Annotated in this window: 19 protein-coding genes and 1 pseudogene; 16 read left to right on the plus strand and 4 right to left on the minus strand. The window is 36.4% G+C overall.

All coding sequences use genetic code 11. The features are described from left to right. The first annotated feature begins 454 nt into the window (after nucleotides 1–454). Nucleotides 455–1,132 carry a YceI family protein gene (locus tag BOQ62_RS17725; RefSeq protein ID WP_129041590.1) on the plus strand — a complete coding sequence of 226 codons (678 nt, stop codon included), beginning with the start codon at nucleotides 455–457 and terminating at the stop codon, nucleotides 1,130–1,132. An 88-nt stretch (nucleotides 1,133–1,220) separates the two neighbouring features. Here BOQ62_RS17725 and BOQ62_RS17730 read toward each other — a convergent pair whose 3' ends face one another. Then, nucleotides 1,221–1,577 (minus strand): hypothetical protein, encoded by a 357-nt coding sequence (locus BOQ62_RS17730; RefSeq protein WP_129041592.1) that lies wholly within the window; start codon nucleotides 1,575–1,577, stop codon nucleotides 1,221–1,223. A 134-nt stretch (nucleotides 1,578–1,711) separates the two neighbouring features. Between BOQ62_RS17730 and BOQ62_RS17735 the strand changes: the two genes are divergently transcribed. The 8 genes and pseudogenes from BOQ62_RS17735 (at nucleotide 1,712) to ychF (ending at nucleotide 8,013) form a co-directional block, all read left to right on the plus strand. After that, a complete protein-coding gene (locus BOQ62_RS17735) occupies nucleotides 1,712–1,963 on the plus strand; it encodes a DUF1294 domain-containing protein (protein ID WP_129041594.1) in 252 nt (83 codons plus the stop codon). 89 nt (nucleotides 1,964–2,052) lie between these two features. Continuing rightward, nucleotides 2,053–2,259 carry a bacteriocin-like protein gene (locus BOQ62_RS17740; protein ID WP_129041596.1) on the plus strand — a complete coding sequence of 69 codons (207 nt, stop codon included), beginning with the start codon at nucleotides 2,053–2,055 and terminating at the stop codon, nucleotides 2,257–2,259. A gap of 137 nt (nucleotides 2,260–2,396) precedes the next feature. Continuing rightward, nucleotides 2,397–4,202, plus strand: coding sequence for a translational GTPase TypA (typA, locus tag BOQ62_RS17745; RefSeq protein WP_121488107.1), 1,806 nt, complete (start codon nucleotides 2,397–2,399; stop codon nucleotides 4,200–4,202). A gap of 135 nt (nucleotides 4,203–4,337) precedes the next feature. Then, nucleotides 4,338–5,437 (plus strand): annotated as a pseudogene (locus BOQ62_RS17750) (glycoside hydrolase family 10 protein); the annotation flags it as partial. Nucleotides 5,438–5,449: 12 nt separating this feature from the next. Continuing rightward, nucleotides 5,450–5,947, plus strand: a complete 498-nt coding sequence (locus BOQ62_RS23940) for a hypothetical protein (protein ID WP_262708356.1) — start codon at nucleotides 5,450–5,452, stop codon at nucleotides 5,945–5,947. A gap of 245 nt (nucleotides 5,948–6,192) precedes the next feature. Next, nucleotides 6,193–6,744 carry a ferritin gene (locus tag BOQ62_RS17755; protein WP_129041597.1) on the plus strand — a complete coding sequence of 184 codons (552 nt, stop codon included), beginning with the start codon at nucleotides 6,193–6,195 and terminating at the stop codon, nucleotides 6,742–6,744. Between the two features lie 178 nt (nucleotides 6,745–6,922). Further along, nucleotides 6,923–7,090: a GTPase gene (locus tag BOQ62_RS24330; RefSeq protein ID WP_410494223.1), complete on the plus strand. Its 168-nt coding sequence runs from the start codon at nucleotides 6,923–6,925 to the stop codon at nucleotides 7,088–7,090. 26 nt (nucleotides 7,091–7,116) lie between these two features. Continuing rightward, the gene (gene ychF, locus BOQ62_RS17760; protein ID WP_410494224.1) at nucleotides 7,117–8,013 is read left to right on the plus strand and encodes a redox-regulated ATPase YchF; all 897 of its coding nucleotides are present in this window, start codon (nucleotides 7,117–7,119) and stop codon (nucleotides 8,011–8,013) included. 458 nt (nucleotides 8,014–8,471) lie between these two features. On the opposite strand, the gene BOQ62_RS17770 is transcribed toward ychF, so the two are convergent. Beyond that, the gene (locus tag BOQ62_RS17770) at nucleotides 8,472–8,630 is read right to left on the minus strand and encodes a bacteriocin (protein WP_129041601.1); all 159 of its coding nucleotides are present in this window, start codon (nucleotides 8,628–8,630) and stop codon (nucleotides 8,472–8,474) included. Between the two features lie 230 nt (nucleotides 8,631–8,860). Between BOQ62_RS17770 and BOQ62_RS17775 the strand changes: the two genes are divergently transcribed. From BOQ62_RS17775 to BOQ62_RS17800, 6 genes are all read left to right on the plus strand, one after another. Beyond that, nucleotides 8,861–9,886, plus strand: a complete 1,026-nt coding sequence (locus BOQ62_RS17775) for an SDR family oxidoreductase (RefSeq protein ID WP_129041604.1) — start codon at nucleotides 8,861–8,863, stop codon at nucleotides 9,884–9,886. 4 nt (nucleotides 9,887–9,890) lie between these two features. Further along, nucleotides 9,891–10,544, plus strand: coding sequence for an NAD-dependent epimerase/dehydratase family protein (locus BOQ62_RS17780; RefSeq protein ID WP_129041606.1), 654 nt, complete (start codon nucleotides 9,891–9,893; stop codon nucleotides 10,542–10,544). Between the two features lie 83 nt (nucleotides 10,545–10,627). After that, nucleotides 10,628–11,671, plus strand: coding sequence for an MBL fold metallo-hydrolase (locus tag BOQ62_RS17785; RefSeq protein WP_228414289.1), 1,044 nt, complete (start codon nucleotides 10,628–10,630; stop codon nucleotides 11,669–11,671). Between the two features lie 6 nt (nucleotides 11,672–11,677). Continuing rightward, nucleotides 11,678–12,457, plus strand: coding sequence for a helix-turn-helix domain-containing protein (locus tag BOQ62_RS17790; protein WP_129041609.1), 780 nt, complete (start codon nucleotides 11,678–11,680; stop codon nucleotides 12,455–12,457). 58 nt (nucleotides 12,458–12,515) lie between these two features. Beyond that, a complete protein-coding gene (locus tag BOQ62_RS17795) occupies nucleotides 12,516–13,454 on the plus strand; it encodes a helix-turn-helix domain-containing protein (RefSeq protein WP_129041611.1) in 939 nt (312 codons plus the stop codon). 89 nt (nucleotides 13,455–13,543) lie between these two features. After that, nucleotides 13,544–14,308 carry an SDR family NAD(P)-dependent oxidoreductase gene (locus BOQ62_RS17800; protein WP_129041613.1) on the plus strand — a complete coding sequence of 255 codons (765 nt, stop codon included), beginning with the start codon at nucleotides 13,544–13,546 and terminating at the stop codon, nucleotides 14,306–14,308. A gap of 93 nt (nucleotides 14,309–14,401) precedes the next feature. Here the strand turns inward: BOQ62_RS17800 and BOQ62_RS17805 are convergent, their stop codons facing one another. After that, nucleotides 14,402–14,578 (minus strand): bacteriocin, encoded by a 177-nt coding sequence (locus tag BOQ62_RS17805; protein WP_164976787.1) that lies wholly within the window; start codon nucleotides 14,576–14,578, stop codon nucleotides 14,402–14,404. Between the two features lie 137 nt (nucleotides 14,579–14,715). Further along, nucleotides 14,716–15,864 (minus strand): methionine aminotransferase, encoded by a 1,149-nt coding sequence (locus tag BOQ62_RS17810; protein ID WP_129041617.1) that lies wholly within the window; start codon nucleotides 15,862–15,864, stop codon nucleotides 14,716–14,718. Between the two features lie 225 nt (nucleotides 15,865–16,089). On the opposite strand from BOQ62_RS17810, the gene BOQ62_RS17815 reads away from it, so the two are divergent. Beyond that, nucleotides 16,090–16,629, plus strand: coding sequence for a DUF2867 domain-containing protein (locus BOQ62_RS17815; RefSeq protein WP_129041619.1), 540 nt, complete (start codon nucleotides 16,090–16,092; stop codon nucleotides 16,627–16,629). Nucleotides 16,630–16,640 lie beyond the last annotated feature (11 nt).

Genomic DNA, 16,640 nt, shown 5'->3' on the forward strand with positions numbered 1-16,640 from the left:
AAAGCAATTCACAACTTTATGAGTGCATGGGCGCAATAGCGCAGGCTGTGACTAATCACGAAGATAATAAATTTTGAAAGCAATTCACAACAAGGAAAGCTACTAAAATTCAAGAGTGGTTGCTGTGACTAATCACGAAGATAATAAATTTTGAAAGCAATTCACAACCCATGAATAATTCAGCAGGAACTAACAACAGCTGTGACTAATCACGAAAATAATAAATTTTTTATTTTGGCCTTGAAACAGTATTTCTGAAATTTTAAATGTATAAGATTCCGGCAGTTTTGATTCTCAATACAGATGGGATTTATACAGAAAATGGATATATGATTGAAAATAATTGCAGAATTTTACATTTCTTGATATATGATAAGATCATACAGAGCAGGTTTTTCTATTTTTGTACCCGAAAACAACAAAATTTCAATAAACTTTTTTAAAACAGTTCAATATGAAAAAAATTAGCGTAATTGCATTAGTAGGAGTAGGATTGCTTTTGGCATCATGTGATAAAGGAAAAACAGCAGAAACTGCTGCTACCGCTCAGGAACAAACCGTAGCAGAAAGCAAAGGTGAAACGCTGGCAGTAGATGCAGTAGGTTCAGTAGTAAACTGGAAAGCTTTCCACAAAGGAGGTATGGCACCTCGTTGGGGAACACTTGCTGTAAAATCTGGAGACATCAGTGTTGATGGAGGTCAGGTTTCTGCTGGAAACTTTGTAATCGATATGAACTCTATCAAAGTAGATCCGGCTTCAGTAACAGAAAAAGATAAAAAACCGGCAGATCTTGAAGCACACCTTAAAAATCCTGATTTCTTTGATGTAGCGAAAAACCCTACTTCAGAGTTCAAAATTACAAGTGTTGCAGATTTGAAAGAAGCACCAAAAGATGCGGTAGCAGGAGCTAATAAAACTGTAAGCGGAAACCTTACCTTATCAGGAAAAACAATGAATGTTACTTTCCCTGCTAAAGTAGAGGTAGCTGAAAACTCAGCGGCTATTCAGGCTAAATTTACGGTAAACAGAGCAGACTGGGGACTTAAATTCGGTACTTCTGAAGCAGATCCTGCAGAATGGATGATCAGCAAAGATATCGAGATCGCTATCGACGTAAAAGCTAAGAAATAAGTTATTTAAATTATAATAACTACGAGAGCAGCCTTCATGAAGGCTGCTCTTTTTATTTTGTGTTCTTTTTAAACCGTTACAAATAAAATCAGTTCAAAATCTTTGAATGTTGAATTCTTACACCATATTCACTTCCAAGATACAAAGGGTTGCCATGTTTCTCAGACCAGAATCCATCCAATATGTCTTTGCTTAGGCATCGGTATACCGCAACCCCTTTATAAATGGTACCATCTTCACCTTCATAGTTGAAATTGATCACCAAAATTTGATCCTTATAAAATCCTGTTCCGTTTTGCTGATGCTCACCAATCGTCCATTGAGCAATAATACGGTTGTTTTCATCAACGGATAAGGTCAATATACCATGATAAGTTGGCAGGGAAGATTCTTCCTGGTTGCTTCCTTCAATAGAGTAGCTTCCCACCAGATCGTGTACTGTCATTGATTTATTTTTAAGAGAGCAAATTTAAAAAATCTTGCTGAGATAATCTTACCTGTATCTTAAGCTCCGTAGGCCTAATTTGGGATTTTTCTATCTGTAAATTAAACTTTACTTTTGCAGCAAATTAATTGAAAATGATTCCTTTTCTGCTGATAGCGAACCTCGTTACATTTGGGGTTTTTGGTTTTGACAAATGGCAAGCCAAAAAACATCAATGGAGAATTTCCGAAAACACCCTTTTAGGACTTTCTCTTATCGGTGTCGTGGGAGCCGCTTCCGGAATGATTCTTTTCAATCATAAAGTTTCCAAAAAATCCTTTCTCATGAAATTTGTACTGGTTGTTTTAATTGATTTGGTTGTGTTTTACAGATTGTTAAGGCATTGAAAGTGAGTGTTAAATATTAAAATAATATACCTTGTTATTGTATTTTTTTTATATTTTTATCATGCTAATAACAAATAAACAAAAACAACATGAGAAATCTTAGAAAAATTTCCAGAACAGAGATGAAATCAGTTCAGGGAGGAATTGCAAAAGGAATGGTAAGATGTAAAGACGCTGATACCTGTGTCGTAAAATGGGGTTGGGCAACCGGGTTCTCCAGTAATTGTGGCGAATTCGACATTATATGTGGAGAACCGCCTGCAGTAGATCCATGCGAAGTACAGATCTGCATATAGATAGCTTAAAGAGTGTTTTTTAAACACTCTTTTTTTATGATTCTGTCAATAAGTATTTTAAACAAAATATTAAATATTTGTATAACTAAATATTTTTTCATTAAAATTCACTACTTTTGCACCCGTAAAAATCTTTTATGCAAAACATTAGAAATATTGCGATTATCGCACACGTTGACCACGGAAAGACGACTTTGGTTGACAAGATCATTCACGCTACCAACATTTTCAGAGAAAATCAGGAGAGTGGGGAGTTAATTATGGATAACAACGATCTTGAAAGAGAAAGAGGGATCACCATCTTATCCAAGAATATTTCTGTTACTTATAAAGACACAAAAATTAACGTAATTGATACTCCTGGTCACGCCGATTTTGGTGGAGAAGTAGAAAGAGTATTGAAAATGGCTGATGGGGTTATTTTGTTGGTGGATGCGTTCGAAGGACCAATGCCACAAACAAGATTCGTACTACAGAAAGCATTGGAATTAGGATTGAGACCATTAGTGGTTATCAACAAAGTAGATAAACCAAACTGTCGTCCGGACGAAGTTCATGATAAAGTATTCGACTTGTTCTTCAACCTTGAAGCTACAGAAGAGCAATTGGATTTCCCTACATTCTACGGATCTTCAAAACAAGGATGGTTCAACACTTCATTAGAGCAGACTGAAGATATTTTACCACTATTAGATGGTATTCTACAATATGTTCCTGAACCGAAAGTAACAGAAGGAAATCTTCAGATGCAGATTACTTCTCTAGACTTCTCTTCTTTCTTAGGAAGAATTGCAATCGGGAAAGTAACAAGAGGTGAGATCAAAGAATCTCAATGGATTGGTCTTGCTCAGGCAGAAGGTAAAATTGTAAAAGGAAAAGTAAAAGAACTTTACGTTTTCGAAGGATTAGGAAAGAAAAAAGTAACTGAAGTAAAAGCAGGAGATATCTGTGCTGTAGTAGGTTTCGATGCTTTCCAGATCGGTGATTCTTTCGTAGATCTTGAAAATCCTGAACCATTGGAAAGAACAGCAATTGATGAGCCTACGCTGAACATGACGTTCTCTATCAACAACTCACCTTTCTTCGGGAAAGACGGTAAATATGTTACTTCTAACCACCTGAAAGAAAGATTAACTAAAGAATTAGAGAAAAACCTTGCATTAAGAGTTCAGCAGACTGACGATGCCAATACATTCCTTGTATTTGGTAGAGGTATTCTTCACTTATCTGTTTTGATCGAAACAATGAGAAGAGAAGGGTACGAAATGACAATTGGTCAGCCACAGGTTATCTATAAAGAAATTGACGGTGAGAAATGTGAGCCTTATGAATCTTTGGTAGTTGACGTTCCTGAAGAATTTGCTTCAAGAGTAATCGATTTGGCTACTCAGAGAAAAGGAGATCTTCACATTATGGAAACGAAAGGTGAAATGCAGCACATGGAGTTTGAAATTCCTTCAAGAGGTTTGATCGGACTACGTTCTCAGATGTTAACAGCTACTGCTGGTGAAGCTATTATGGCACACCGTTTCACAGAATATAAGCCTTTCAAAGGTGCTATTCCTGGAAGAAACAATGGTGTTTTGATCAGCAAAACTACAGGTCCTGCTACTGAATATTCTATTGCTAAACTACAGGATAGAGGTAAGTTCTTCGTTGATCCGGGTGAGGAAATCTACACGGGGATGATCATTGGTGAACAAAACAAACCAGGAGACTTGGTAGTAAACATCGTAGAAGCAAAACAGTTGAACAACATGAGAGCTTCTGGAAAAGATAAAGATACAGGGGTTGCTCCAAAAATCTTATTCTCTCTTGAAGAATGTATGGAATACATCCAGGGTGATGAAGCGATCGAGGTAACTCCAAACTTCATCCGTATGAGAAAGAAAATCCTTTCTGAAGAAGAAAGAAAAAGAGTTGAAAGAGGAGCGAAAGCTTAATCTCAAATTCTTAAAATATAATAAAGCCTCGATTTTCGGGGCTTTTTTTCTATGTCAACTCATTAAAATGCTTATTTTGGCATAATAATCTCTAAGAATAAAAATAAAATTTAATGTAGTTTTGTGACTATGAGAATGAATAAATTAAAACTTATCGTTTTACTGGGCTTTTTTGCATCTTACACTACCTCATGTTCCGTACAGAACAATGTTGTAAAAACACCTTCCACGAAAAATCCGACAAAACCAACCAACAATACAACTCCACCAAAAGTATCTGTCGTAACAACAAAACCGACTACAGGAACCACAGCTTCAACTGAAGAAAATTTCAGAACCAATCTTCCGGAAATCAAAAGAGAGTTTCGTGGAGCATGGATCGCGAGTGTAGCCAATATCAACTGGCCTTCAAGAAATGACCTTACGGTGGATCAACAAAAAGCGGAAGCTATCAGTATGCTTGATATGTTGAAAGACAACAATTTCAACGCTGCTATTTTCCAGATCAGACCTTCTGCAGACGCACTTTATACAAGTAACATTGAACCATGGTCTTACTTCCTTACCGGGCAAACTGGAACGGCTCCTTCTCCCAACTATGACCCGCTTCAGTTTTGGATTGAAGAAGCTCATAAAAGAGGATTGGAACTCCATGTTTGGTTAAACCCTTATCGTGCCCATCATGCCAACGGTGGAGCTGTAAATAGCCTGTCTATGGCTAATAAGCTGTCTGATATTGTGGTAAGATTAAAAAACGGAATGTACTGGTTTGATCCGGCTAATCCAAAAACACAAGGTCACGTATCCAATGTGGTAAAAGATATTGTAAAAAGATATGATATTGATGCCGTTCATTTTGATGATTATTTCTACCCTTATGCTACCTACAATAAAGGAGCAGATTTCCCGGATAATGTTACCTGGAACGCTTATGTAAGTAGCGGAGGAACATTATCCAGAGCAGACTGGAGAAGAGATAATGTGAATAAATTTGTAGAACGAATCTATAAAGAAATTCACGCAGAAAAAATAATGTAAGATTCGGAATCAGCCCGTTTGGAATCTGGAAACCCGGATATCCGGCAGGAATTGTAGGCTCCTCTCAATATGACGAATTATATGCAGATGCTAAATTATGGTTAAATAAAGGCTGGGTAGATTATTTCTCACCACAGCTTTACTGGCCTATAGATTCCAAAGGACAAAGTTTTGAAGCCCTGTTAAGCTGGTGGCAGTCTGAAAATACAATGAACCGACACTTATGGCCGGGATTGAATACCGTTGAAATTAAAGTCTCACACCGTCCCACAGAAATCAAAAACCAGATTGCCATTTCCAGAAATATTCTGAAAAATGATGCCGGAGAAATTCACTGGAGCATTGCCGGACTTACTAAAAATCCAAATATGCTTCCCACTCTGAAAAACGGACCCTATAATGAAAAAGCATTAGTTCCGAAATCCCCATGGATCAAAGCTGTACCACTGCAAACACCTACATTATTCATTACTGATAACGGAAGCTTTGCACAGACGAACTGGAGTACAAAAAATGCCGCTGATGTCTTTCTATGGGTTCTTTTTACCCAATATAACGGAGTCTGGCAGACCGAAATCCTAACGCTAGATACTCTTTCAAAAGACATTCCTAAATTTAAAGATGGTAAAAAACTGAATGCAGTCGCCATCAAAGCCATCGACAGATTAGGAAATGAAAGCGATTATACAGCCAGAAAGATTAAATAGTTAGGATAAAACACACTCTAAATATGTCATTGCGAACCTTTAGGTGAAGCAATCTCAATAATAAATTTAAAAAGCCAGCTCTTGAAAAAAAGCTGGTTTTTATTTTAGAATAACTATAAATTATTAACTTAAATAATTGAAATACAGTTATGTTTTAAAGTGTTTTTGAAAAATTCATACAAAACAATAACCTTATCGGAACTGTTTTTGCATGATTCATTCTATAATCACCAAAATATAACATTATGAATACTAAAAGACTTTCCGCAAAAATGGAAAAAGCACTTAGTGACCAGATGAACAAAGAAATTCATGCATCACACGTTTTTTTATCTTATGGAATTTGGGCAGATGACAAAGGTTATCAGGGAATAGCCAATTTTCTTTACAGACATTCTCAGGAAGAAAGAAATCACTCCATAAAATTCATGGAATACATTTTAAACCGAGGCGGAAAACCAAAAGTAAACGCTATTCCAGCTCCTCCGGCTGACCCTAAAACGCTCACAGCATGCTTTGATGGTGTTTTTAAGCATGAAGTGGACAATACAACTGCTATTTACAAAATTGTAGATCTTTCTATGGAAGAGAAGGACTGGGCAACCTGGAACTTTATGCAGTGGTTTGTACAGGAGCAGATTGAAGAAGAAACACTGGCTCAGAATTTAATTGATAAACTGAAAATTGCTGGTGGTGACAGAGCTACTGATGAATCTTTATTTACTTTAGATAAAACTTTACAGGAAGCACCGAATGATGTTCCGCTGGCTCAGAATGCCACGGGAGACAATCCATAAAACATCCGGTAAAACCATACATTTTGAAAATCTGTCAGAATATTGACAGATTTTTTTATTATGAAACTCTCTTAAAAATCACTATCTTTGCACACTCGTAATTCAAGGTTCTGAGTTCAATGTTTAAAGTTGAGAATACCTTGGATTGCCCTAAACCTTAAACTTTGAATTTTACAATATGAAATGTGGAATCGTAGGCCTGCCGAATGTAGGTAAATCAACACTTTTTAACTGTCTGAGCAATGCAAAAGCTCAATCAGCAAACTATCCTTTCTGTACTATTGAACCGAACCTAGGAACGGTTTCTGTACCGGATCAAAGATTGTTTGAACTGGAAAAATCGTAAAGCCGGAGAGAGTTTTACCAGCTGTAGTGGAAATTGTTGATATTGCAGGTCTTGTAAAAGGAGCCAGCAAAGGAGAAGGATTGGGGAACCAGTTCCTGGCTAATATCCGTGAGTGTGAAGCGATTATTCACGTTTTAAGATGTTTTGACAATGGAAACATCGTTCACGTAGAAGGTTCTGTAGATCCGTTAAGAGATAAAGAAATTATTGATATAGAGCTTCAGCTGAAAGACCTTGAAACAGTAGGAAAAGCAGTTGAGAAAGCTAAAAAATTCATTAAGTCTGGGAAGAAAGAAGATATCCTTACTTATGAAACCCTTCAGAGTTTACAGAAATTCCTTGAAGATGGTAAAAATGCAAGAGAATTTGCTACAGATGATTTCACGAAATCAATCATTGGAGAAGTTCAGTTATTGACTAATAAGCCAGTTCTTTACGTTTGTAATGTAGACGAGAATTCTATCAAAAACGGGAACGACTGGATTGGTAAGATTGAAGAAATGGCTAAGAATGAAGGAGCTGAAGTAGTAGTATTAGCAGCACAAATCGAAGCAGATATCAATGAGCTTGAAACTTTCGAAGAAAGAGAAATTTTCCTTGACGAATTAGGGCTTACTGAACCGGGAGTTAACCGTTTGATCAGAAAAGCTTATGACCTTTTAAAACTACAGACTTACTTTACAGCCGGAGTAAAAGAGGTAAGAGCATGGACTATCGGTCAGGGATGGACAGCTCCACAAGCAGCTGGGGTAATCCACACTGACTTTGAAAAAGGATTTATTCGTGCAGAAGTAATCAAGTATAATGATTATATCACGTACGGTTCTGAAGTAAAGATAAAAGAAGCTGGAAAACTATCTGTAGAAGGTAAAGAATATATTGTACAGGATGGTGACATCATGCACTTCAGATTCAACGTATAAGAAAATATTAAAGTTCGTTATAAATAAAAAGCGCTTCCATGTATTTGGGAGCGCTTTTTGCATGTATTGGCTGCAAAGTAGATCAATATTTCTTATTTGAAATTTAAAACAAATATTGCTGAAAAAAAAACTGCTCCCTGAAATTAGAGAACAGTCCGTTTGTTTTATTTTAAAGCTAGATACCTGTTTCGAATCGGCATTTTGGCTCTATGCAACTTAAGGAGATAGTAACACAGTTACCAACTATATCTGTACATGTTAAATCTGGCTGACCACTTCGGCACTGCGGTTCATAGCATGATGGGTGAATTTGAGTACATATTGTCCCATTCTGTATGCTGCATATTCTTACTCCTCCTTTAATGGTTTTCAACTCTTTTTTATTGAGCTTTTTGCCATTGTTTAAATGTTGTTTTTTCATTCGTTAAAGTTTTTATGGTTTAGTTTTTTTGTATATGCTACAATTCAATACCTGGTTGGCATTGTTTTTCCCCACAAGCAAAAGAAATCTTCTTGCATGTCATATCCGGAAGCAGACACATTTCTTTTCCGCCAGTAATGACTCTCAATTCTTTCTTGTTCAGCTTTTTTCCGATTTGACTGATTTGATTTTTCATAGGTTTGATTTTTAATGAGTTAGTTTTGACGAAAATAATAAAAATAAATGAAATATATCACGGTTATTAGAAAAAATAAAGAATTATTTTAATAATGAATTACAATATTGATCATTAAATTTAAATTGAATTAATAAAAATCTGAACTTTTAAACACAATTAAAATGGACTTTTCAACATAGTAACGTGATGCTTTATTTTGGAAATTTGTCTTACTAATATTTCAGAAAATGGAAAATAAAGAAACCGTTTTGGTAACAGGAGGTTCAGGGTTCATAGCCTGCTATTGTATGATTGCCCTGCTTAACAATGGATATAAAGTAAAAGCTTCACTTCGTTCTTTGGATAAAAGTGAACTGGTAAAACAAATGCTTAAAGAAGGAGGGATCAATTCATTTGAAGAGCTATCCTTTACAGTAGCAGATTTAGAAAATGAAACAAGTTGGGAAAAAGCCGTTGAGGGCTGTCAATATGTTATTCATACCGCTTCGCCTACACCACATACCAACGCAAAAACAGAAGATGATTTTGTAATTCCCGCCAAAAACGGGGTGCTGTTTGTATTGAAAGCCGCAAAAAAGTCAGGTGTGAAAAGGGTAGTACTTACTTCAGCCTTTGGAGCAGTAAGTTATGGAACATGGAAAAATACACCCTACACGGAAGAAGATTGGACGGTGCTTAATGAAACAGTAGCTCCTTATGAGCGTTCCAAGACTATTTCGGAAAGGGCTGCCTGGGATTTTATACAAAATGAAGGCAAAGGTATGGAGCTATCGGTAGTGAATCCAACCACAGTGATGGGACCTGTTTTATCAGACGATTATGCCCACTCTATTCAGCTCATAAAACAAATGCTCAATGGGGAAATGAAGGGCTGTCCCAAGCTGATTACAGGATTTGTTGACGTTCGTGATGTTGCAGATCTTCATCTTAAAGCCCTAAGTATGCCTGAAGCAAACGGCCAGCGCTTTATTGCGGTATCAGGAGAAGCACTTTCAATATTGGAAGTAGCCTCAATTCTCAGAAAAGAACTGGGAAAAACTACAGAGAAAGCTCCCACAAGAGAATTACCCAATTGGTTCATTAGGTTACTCGCTATTTTTAATCCAAAACTGGAAATGATTGTTCCTCACTTGGGGCTGGTAAAAAGATCAAGTAGTGAAAAAGCAATACAACAACTGGGATGGAAACCCAGAAAGGCTGATGAGGCTATCTTGGCAGCAGCAGAAAGTTTAATTAAATTTAACCAGATTTAAAAAAATGAAAATCATTATTACAGGAGCAACAGGACTCGTAGGCGAAGGAGTTTTACTGGTTTGTCTGGAAAATCCGGAGGTAACGGAAGTTATAAGCATCAGCAGAAAACCAATTAATCATAAGCATAATAAGCTGAAAGAATTGGTAGTAAAAGATTTTTCAGAAATAAAGAACTACGCTTCTGAACTGAGTGGATATGATGCATGCTTCTTTTGTGCAGGATCAAGTTCTGTAGGAGAAACAGAAGAAACATTTACCAGAAAAACCTATGATTTTGTCATTACGTTTGCAGAAACTTTATCAAAAATCAATGCTTCTATGACATTCATTTATGTATCGGGAAACCGGACAGACAGTACAGAACAGGGAAAAGTAATGTGGGCAAGAGTAAAAGGACGTACCGAAAACGCTTTACTTAAACTTCCTTTTAAAGCCGTATATAATTTCCGTCCCGGATTTATGAGACCTGTAAAAAGACAAAAAAATGTTCGTTTTATTTACCGTATTTTTGATGCGATATCACCGTTGTGGTATCTTACATTTCCTAATTGGATATGCACAATGGAAGAAGTGGGACTGGCAATGATTCATTGCGTTTCCAAAGGCTATCCTAAAGCTGTTCTGGAAGTGAAAGATATTAAAATATCAGCCCGATGAAGAAATTTTTAAAAGTAGTAAAAAGGACATTAATTGCTGTATTGTCCCTTGCCCTAATTATGATTTTTATAACCTGGTTTTACATGAGGAAACCCCAATTTGGAGCATTGCCGGAAGGAGAAAGGCTGGAGCTTATAAAAAAATCCCTTCACTATAAAGAAGGTAAATTCAGGAATCTGGAAGAAAAACCAACAATAACCCAAGGATATAGCATGTTGGGAGAAATATGGATCTCTCTTACTAAAGAATTTCCCGATACAGAGCCTAATGACGTTCTTCCTTCCATAAAAACGGATCTGAAAGCAATTCCTGCCAACGAAAATGTAATCGTTTGGTTCGGGCATTCTTCATTCTTTTTACAGCTGAATGGAGTGAAAATTTTAGTAGACCCGATTTTCAGCGGTAAAGCATCACCACTGCCTTGGGGAGTAACAGCTTACAAAGGAAGTGATATTTATACAGCCGATGATATGCCGGAGATCGATTATATGCTGCTTTCTCACGATCATTACGATCATCTGGACTATGAAACAGTAACTGCATTACAGCGTAAAGTAAAACATGTTGTTTGCGGATTGGGAGCCGGAGCTCATTATGAAAGATGGGGATATACAAAGCAACAGATCATGGAGAAAGACTGGGGCGAAAAAGTACAGGTAAAGCCTGATTTTGCCATTTTTGCCGAAAGTACTCATCATGACGGCGGGAGAGGATTTAAAAGCTCACAGGCTTTATGGCTTTCATTTTTCATCCAGTCTCCGGGGATGAATATTTACTACAGTGGAGATGGCGGATACAGTGATCGTTTTAAACAGATTGCAGCAAAATATCCCGCTATCGATTGGGCGATCATGGAGTGTGGGCAATACAATAAAGCATGGCAGTCTGTGCATGAATTGCCTGAAGAAGTTGCATTGGCTACGACAGAATTAAAAGCGAAAAATATGCTGCCTGTTCATCATTCTAAATTTACCCTGGCAAGACACCCGTGGAATGAACCTTTAGAACGTATTTCGGTATTGTCTCAAGGGAAAAATTACCGTCTTGCTACCCCTGTTATTGGTGAAAAGGTAAAGCTAAATGACAATGCACAGCAGTTTAGACCCTGGTGGAAAAATATAAAATGATGAACAATGAAAATAACCGAAATCAAATCCTGTTTTGTGGGGCCCACTGTTTCACCGGAACAATTTATAGCAGAACATTTCTTTTTGTTTCTGGCCAAGGGAACAATGAATGGTTATGACGGTAATACACATTATGTTTTAAAACCCGGTGACAGCTGTATTGTGCGCAAAAACCGTCTCGCTCGTTACAATAAACAGAGAGATAATAATGAATTTGAAAAAGTTATTTTTATGTTTGATGAACCATTTTTAATGAGCTTTCAAAAAAAGCACAGTCTGTCTTTTCAGAATCATCAGTCAAAAAATGCTTTTATCCCTATTAAAAAAGATCCGTTGATCAGCAGTTTTTTGCTTTCACTGGATCCTTATTATACAGAATCAGGGCAAATAAATAATGCTTTTTCAGACTTAAAAAGAGAAGAATTGCTGCTTATCCTTTTACAGCTGCACCCTGAATTATCAGACATCCTCTTTGATTTTGCTATTCCGGGACGGCTGGATCTGGAAGAATTTATGCAGAAAAATTATAAGTTTAATGTAAATCTGGAACGTTTTGCATTCCTTACCGGACGCAGTTTGTCTGCCTTTAAAAGAGATTTTAAAAAAATATTCAACGAAACACCCAACCGCTGGCTGGTTAAAAGGCGTTTACAGGAAGCCAGATTTTTGATTGAAGAAAAAAAACAGCGGCCTTCAGATATTTATGTTGATTTGGGATTTGAGGATTTATCACACTTTTCATTTGCTTTTAAAAAAGAGTTTGGAATTTTGGCGAGTAATCTGTAACGTATTCAAAGCAGACTATTCTATAAGTTCGTATATTTGAATTTTACAAATCATCACCATGGAAAAAGTAGGACATACCTCACTGGAAGATTTCTATAAAGAGATGGCCGCCAAACTAGGTAAAGATCTCGAAAGTATTTTTCCAAAGGGTCTTCATAAAGATATCGGACACTTTAATGTGTTTGATATAAGGCAGACTATTGAAAGAGTGAAAACCACCTCAGAAATGCCTTATAATAGGAGGAAATACTATAAAATAAGTCTTATCAGAGGCAAAAACAGGGCAGAATATGCCGACAAAATCATTACCGTCGGAAAAAATGCTTTACTGTTTGCTACTCCAAAAGTTCCTTATCACTGGGTTCCGGAAGATCCTGATCAGTCGGGAAGTTTCTGTGTGTTTACGGAAGATTTTTTTATCAAGGCGCAATCCCGCTTTTCATTGGAAGACCTGCCCATTTTCCAGCCGGGTAATATTCCTGTGTTTGAAATTGAGGATGAACTGGCAGATGAAATAGAAATTCTGTTCGCAAAAATTAAAAAGGAAATAGCTTCCGATTATATTTTCAAATATGATCTGATCAGGAACTATGTGCTGGAGCTGATTCATTATGGACAAAAATTACAGCCTGCTGCAAAGCTCTCAGCCTCCAATGATGCCTCACTGAGAGTGGTTTCATTGTTTATAGAGCTGTTGGAAAGACAGTTTCCAATCGAATCATCAGATCAGAGATTACAGCTGAAAACAGCGAAAGATTATGCAGACAGATTAGCGGTTCATGTAAACTATTTAAATAAAAAATTAAAAGAAAGTACCGGAAAAACAACTACTGAATTTATTTCTGACCGTATTATTCAGGAAGCTAAAATTCTTTTAAGACAAACCAAATGGAATGTCTCAGAAGTATCTTATGCCCTTGGATTTGAAGAAATAGCCCACTTTTCCAACTTTTTCAAAAGAAAGACCTCATTTACTCCCATGGAATTTCGATCTTGATTTGAATTTTGCAAATTTCAGATTGATTCAAGCAAACATACCAGTCTGAAAATATCCCAACTTTGTATCATCAAAATAATCAAAATACAATGAACACAAAAACAAATATCGCTCTGGTAACCGGAGGAAGCCGTGGATTGGGGAAAAACTCAGCGCTTAAAATAGCTCAAAAAGGATTGGATATTATCATTACCTACAGAAGCAACAAAGAAGAGGCGGATGCTGTGGTGAATGAGATCAAATCAATGGGAAGAAATGCAGTTGCCTTCCAGTTGGATACAAAAGATTTAAAAAGTTTTGATGCTTTTGTGAAACAAGTGACAGATCATTTACAGCACAATACAGGAAGTACTCATATTGATTATCTTATCAATAATGCAGGAACAGCCTTGTATTCGCCAATTACAGAAGTGACGGAAGAACAATTGGATGATATGGTAGATATTCACTTTAAAGGGGTGTTTTTTCTGACTCAAAAGCTATTGCCATTCATCAATGAGGGAGGTGGAATTGTTAATGTATCTTCTGGGCTGGCAAGATTTGCTACACCAGGATCTTCCATTTACGGGTCAATTAAAGCTGGAGTAGAAATGCTTACTAAGTATATGGCTAAAGAATTAGGTTCAAGAAAGATTAAAGCCAATGTTGTAGCTCCTGGAGCTATTGAAACAGATTTCGGGGGAGGAAGAGTGAGAGATAATGAAGAGATCAATGCAATGGTAGCGGGTGCTACAGCTCTTGGAAGAGTAGGGTTGCCCGATGATATCGGAGGAGTAGTTGCTTTCCTTTGTACAGAAGATGCAAGATGGATCAACGGACAAAGAATTGAAGTTTCAGGTGGAATGTTTTTATAATATTTGATGATTTGAACAAATCCTTATAACTAAAATAATCCGGGCGGCTCAGAATGAGCCGCCCGGATTATTGATTTGCAATGTCAAACTTTATTATTCTTCTGCTTCAAGAGGCTCCGGTAACTGGCATTTCTGTTCTATGCATCCAGGCCCGATGTATACACAATATCCTGAAGAATTGGTACATCTTATATTGCCCAAACCTCCGTTAATCGTATTCAGTTCTTTTTTGTTTAATTTCTTTCCTTGTGATAAGATTTCTTTTTTCATGGTTTTATTGTTTCGTAAGTTGGTTATTCTAAATATATGAAAAATTATAGAATATAAATCTTTGCGACTTGAAAACATTTAGCCTGTAAAATTTCTTTGCGTCTTGGCAATTACTAACAAAACCATAAAGATTATAATTAAATCCGTGACAAATTCTCAATCGCTCTTTCCAGAGTTTCCTGCTTCTTGGCAAAACATAATCTGATCACATTTTCATTCCGTTTATTTTTATAAAATGAAGAGAAAGGAACACTGGCAACCTTATGATTGATAGTAAGCTCAGAAGCGAAATCAAAATCATTTTTATCTGATATTTTATTATATTTTACCGCCTGAAAATAAGTTCCTTCACAATCCAGCAGTTCAAAAGAAGTTCCTGCCAGTCCTTTTCTCAGAAAATCTCTTTTTTCTTGAAAAAATTGATTCAGGTGGGTGTAATGATCTTCGTTTTTCATGTATTCTGCTAAGGCAAGCTGAATAGGTGTATTTACACAGAAGACATTGAACTGATGTACTTTCCTGAATTCATTCATTATGCTTTTAGGTGCAGCACAATATCCCACTTTCCAGCCGGTAACATGGAAAAGCTTTCCAAAAGAGGCAACAAGAAGGCTTCTTTCTTTCAGTTCCGGATATTTACAGATACTTAAATGCTGTTTCCCGTCAAAAACAATATTCTCATACACTTCATCACTTAAAATAAGAATGGAAGTTCCTTTTACCAACTGAATAAGCTCCTGTATATCATTTTCTTTGAGGATTTTTCCGGAAGGGTTATTGGGATTATTAAGAATAATCATTTTGGTCTTGTCACTCACCAGGTTTTTTACAACTGCCCAGTCGATTTCATAATCTGGAGCTTTCATTTCAAAACGTTTTACAATGCCTCCGAAAAGTTCTACAGTGGGCTCATAACAGTCATACGCAGGTTCAAAAATAATCACTTCGTCATCTTTCTTGATAAAAGAGGCAATCGCAGTGAAAATAGCCTGAGTTCCGCCGGCTGTAACCGTTATTTCAGTATCGGGATGGTAGACAGCCTGGTGGCTGTTTTCAATTTTTCGTGCAATTTCTTCCTTTAAACCAATCATTCCGCCAAGAGGAGCATACTGGTTGAACCCTTTTTTAATAAAATGATCTACATGATTCAATAATTCTGAGTCTGGCATAAAATCAGGAAAACCCTGAGACAGATTGATGGCTTCATTTTCATTGGCAAGTTGAGTCATCTGACTGAAAATAGTAGTTCCTACATTGGAAAGTTTAGATAAAGGAAGTTGTATCATAAAAACAGTTTTGTGGACCGAATTTAATGAATTATTTAAAACAGGTTCATCTTAAAGAAATAAAATTGAATAAAATTTAGATTTAACTCTGAAATGAAGAGCTTTCACAGCTCAAATATTAGATTTTATGGATAAAATAATTTTAAACATTTGTTTAGTTTTCCTATTGAATCTACCCAAAAGATACTTATATTTGTTAGGTAATAACCTATTAAAACCATAACAATGAAGATTAAAAAAACAGAGTTTCCTGAGAAATCTATTTTATCTCAAAATAAAAAAGATTTTGATTATACCGATAGTTTTGAAGGAGAACTGGGAGCTGGAGCTCAGAATATTGATATTACAGAAATTGGGAAAGCTTTCTTTACAAGCGGACCAAAATGGGGAAAGAAAATGTTTGCTCTCAGAAATAAAGTAGTGAGATTATTTGGACTGAAAACTGGAAGTAAAACAGAAAATAAACTGACAGAGCAAGGTTTTAAATGCGAAGTAGGAGAACGTTTAGGAATTTTCAAAGTGTTTGACAAAACCAATAACGAAATTATTCTGGGGGAAGATGACAAGCATTTGGATTTCAGAGTTTCCCTTTTATTTGACAAAAATAAAAATGAAAAAGACGTAAATTTCCTTGCGATATCTACTACTGTAAAATTTCATAACTGGCTTGGAATTCTGTATTTTTTACCCGTTCGGCCTTTTCATAAACTGATTGTACCAGCAATGCTGAAAAATATGATTGGTCAGCTGGAGAACAAGAGGTAATATTCTGGATT

The sequence above is a fragment of the Chryseobacterium sp. CH21 genome (assembly GCF_004119445.1).
Taxonomy (GTDB): Bacteria; Bacteroidota; Bacteroidia; order Flavobacteriales; family Weeksellaceae; genus Chryseobacterium.

What these genes read in the sequence shown, in the direction of transcription:
- BOQ62_RS17725 (WP_129041590.1), top strand. Translation starts at nt 455, where the DNA reads ATGAAAAAAATTAGCGTAATTGCATTAGTAGGAGTAGGATTGCTTTTG.
- BOQ62_RS17730 (WP_129041592.1), bottom strand. Translation starts at nt 1,577, where the DNA reads ATGACAGTACACGATCTGGTGGGAAGCTACTCTATTGAAGGAAGCAAC.
- BOQ62_RS17735 (WP_129041594.1), top strand. Translation starts at nt 1,712, where the DNA reads ATGATTCCTTTTCTGCTGATAGCGAACCTCGTTACATTTGGGGTTTTT.
- BOQ62_RS17740 (WP_129041596.1), top strand. Translation starts at nt 2,053, where the DNA reads ATGAGAAATCTTAGAAAAATTTCCAGAACAGAGATGAAATCAGTTCAG.
- typA (WP_121488107.1), top strand. Translation starts at nt 2,397, where the DNA reads ATGCAAAACATTAGAAATATTGCGATTATCGCACACGTTGACCACGGA.
- BOQ62_RS23940 (WP_262708356.1), top strand. Translation starts at nt 5,450, where the DNA reads ATGAACCGACACTTATGGCCGGGATTGAATACCGTTGAAATTAAAGTC.
- BOQ62_RS17755 (WP_129041597.1), top strand. Translation starts at nt 6,193, where the DNA reads ATGAATACTAAAAGACTTTCCGCAAAAATGGAAAAAGCACTTAGTGAC.
- BOQ62_RS24330 (WP_410494223.1), top strand. Translation starts at nt 6,923, where the DNA reads ATGAAATGTGGAATCGTAGGCCTGCCGAATGTAGGTAAATCAACACTT.
- BOQ62_RS17770 (WP_129041601.1), bottom strand. Translation starts at nt 8,630, where the DNA reads ATGAAAAATCAAATCAGTCAAATCGGAAAAAAGCTGAACAAGAAAGAA.
- BOQ62_RS17775 (WP_129041604.1), top strand. Translation starts at nt 8,861, where the DNA reads ATGGAAAATAAAGAAACCGTTTTGGTAACAGGAGGTTCAGGGTTCATA.
- BOQ62_RS17780 (WP_129041606.1), top strand. Translation starts at nt 9,891, where the DNA reads ATGAAAATCATTATTACAGGAGCAACAGGACTCGTAGGCGAAGGAGTT.
- BOQ62_RS17785 (WP_228414289.1), top strand. Translation starts at nt 10,628, where the DNA reads ATGAGGAAACCCCAATTTGGAGCATTGCCGGAAGGAGAAAGGCTGGAG.
- BOQ62_RS17790 (WP_129041609.1), top strand. Translation starts at nt 11,678, where the DNA reads ATGAAAATAACCGAAATCAAATCCTGTTTTGTGGGGCCCACTGTTTCA.
- BOQ62_RS17795 (WP_129041611.1), top strand. Translation starts at nt 12,516, where the DNA reads ATGGAAAAAGTAGGACATACCTCACTGGAAGATTTCTATAAAGAGATG.
- BOQ62_RS17800 (WP_129041613.1), top strand. Translation starts at nt 13,544, where the DNA reads ATGAACACAAAAACAAATATCGCTCTGGTAACCGGAGGAAGCCGTGGA.
- BOQ62_RS17805 (WP_164976787.1), bottom strand. Translation starts at nt 14,578, where the DNA reads ATGAAAAAAGAAATCTTATCACAAGGAAAGAAATTAAACAAAAAAGAA.
- BOQ62_RS17810 (WP_129041617.1), bottom strand. Translation starts at nt 15,864, where the DNA reads ATGATACAACTTCCTTTATCTAAACTTTCCAATGTAGGAACTACTATT.
- BOQ62_RS17815 (WP_129041619.1), top strand. Translation starts at nt 16,090, where the DNA reads ATGAAGATTAAAAAAACAGAGTTTCCTGAGAAATCTATTTTATCTCAA.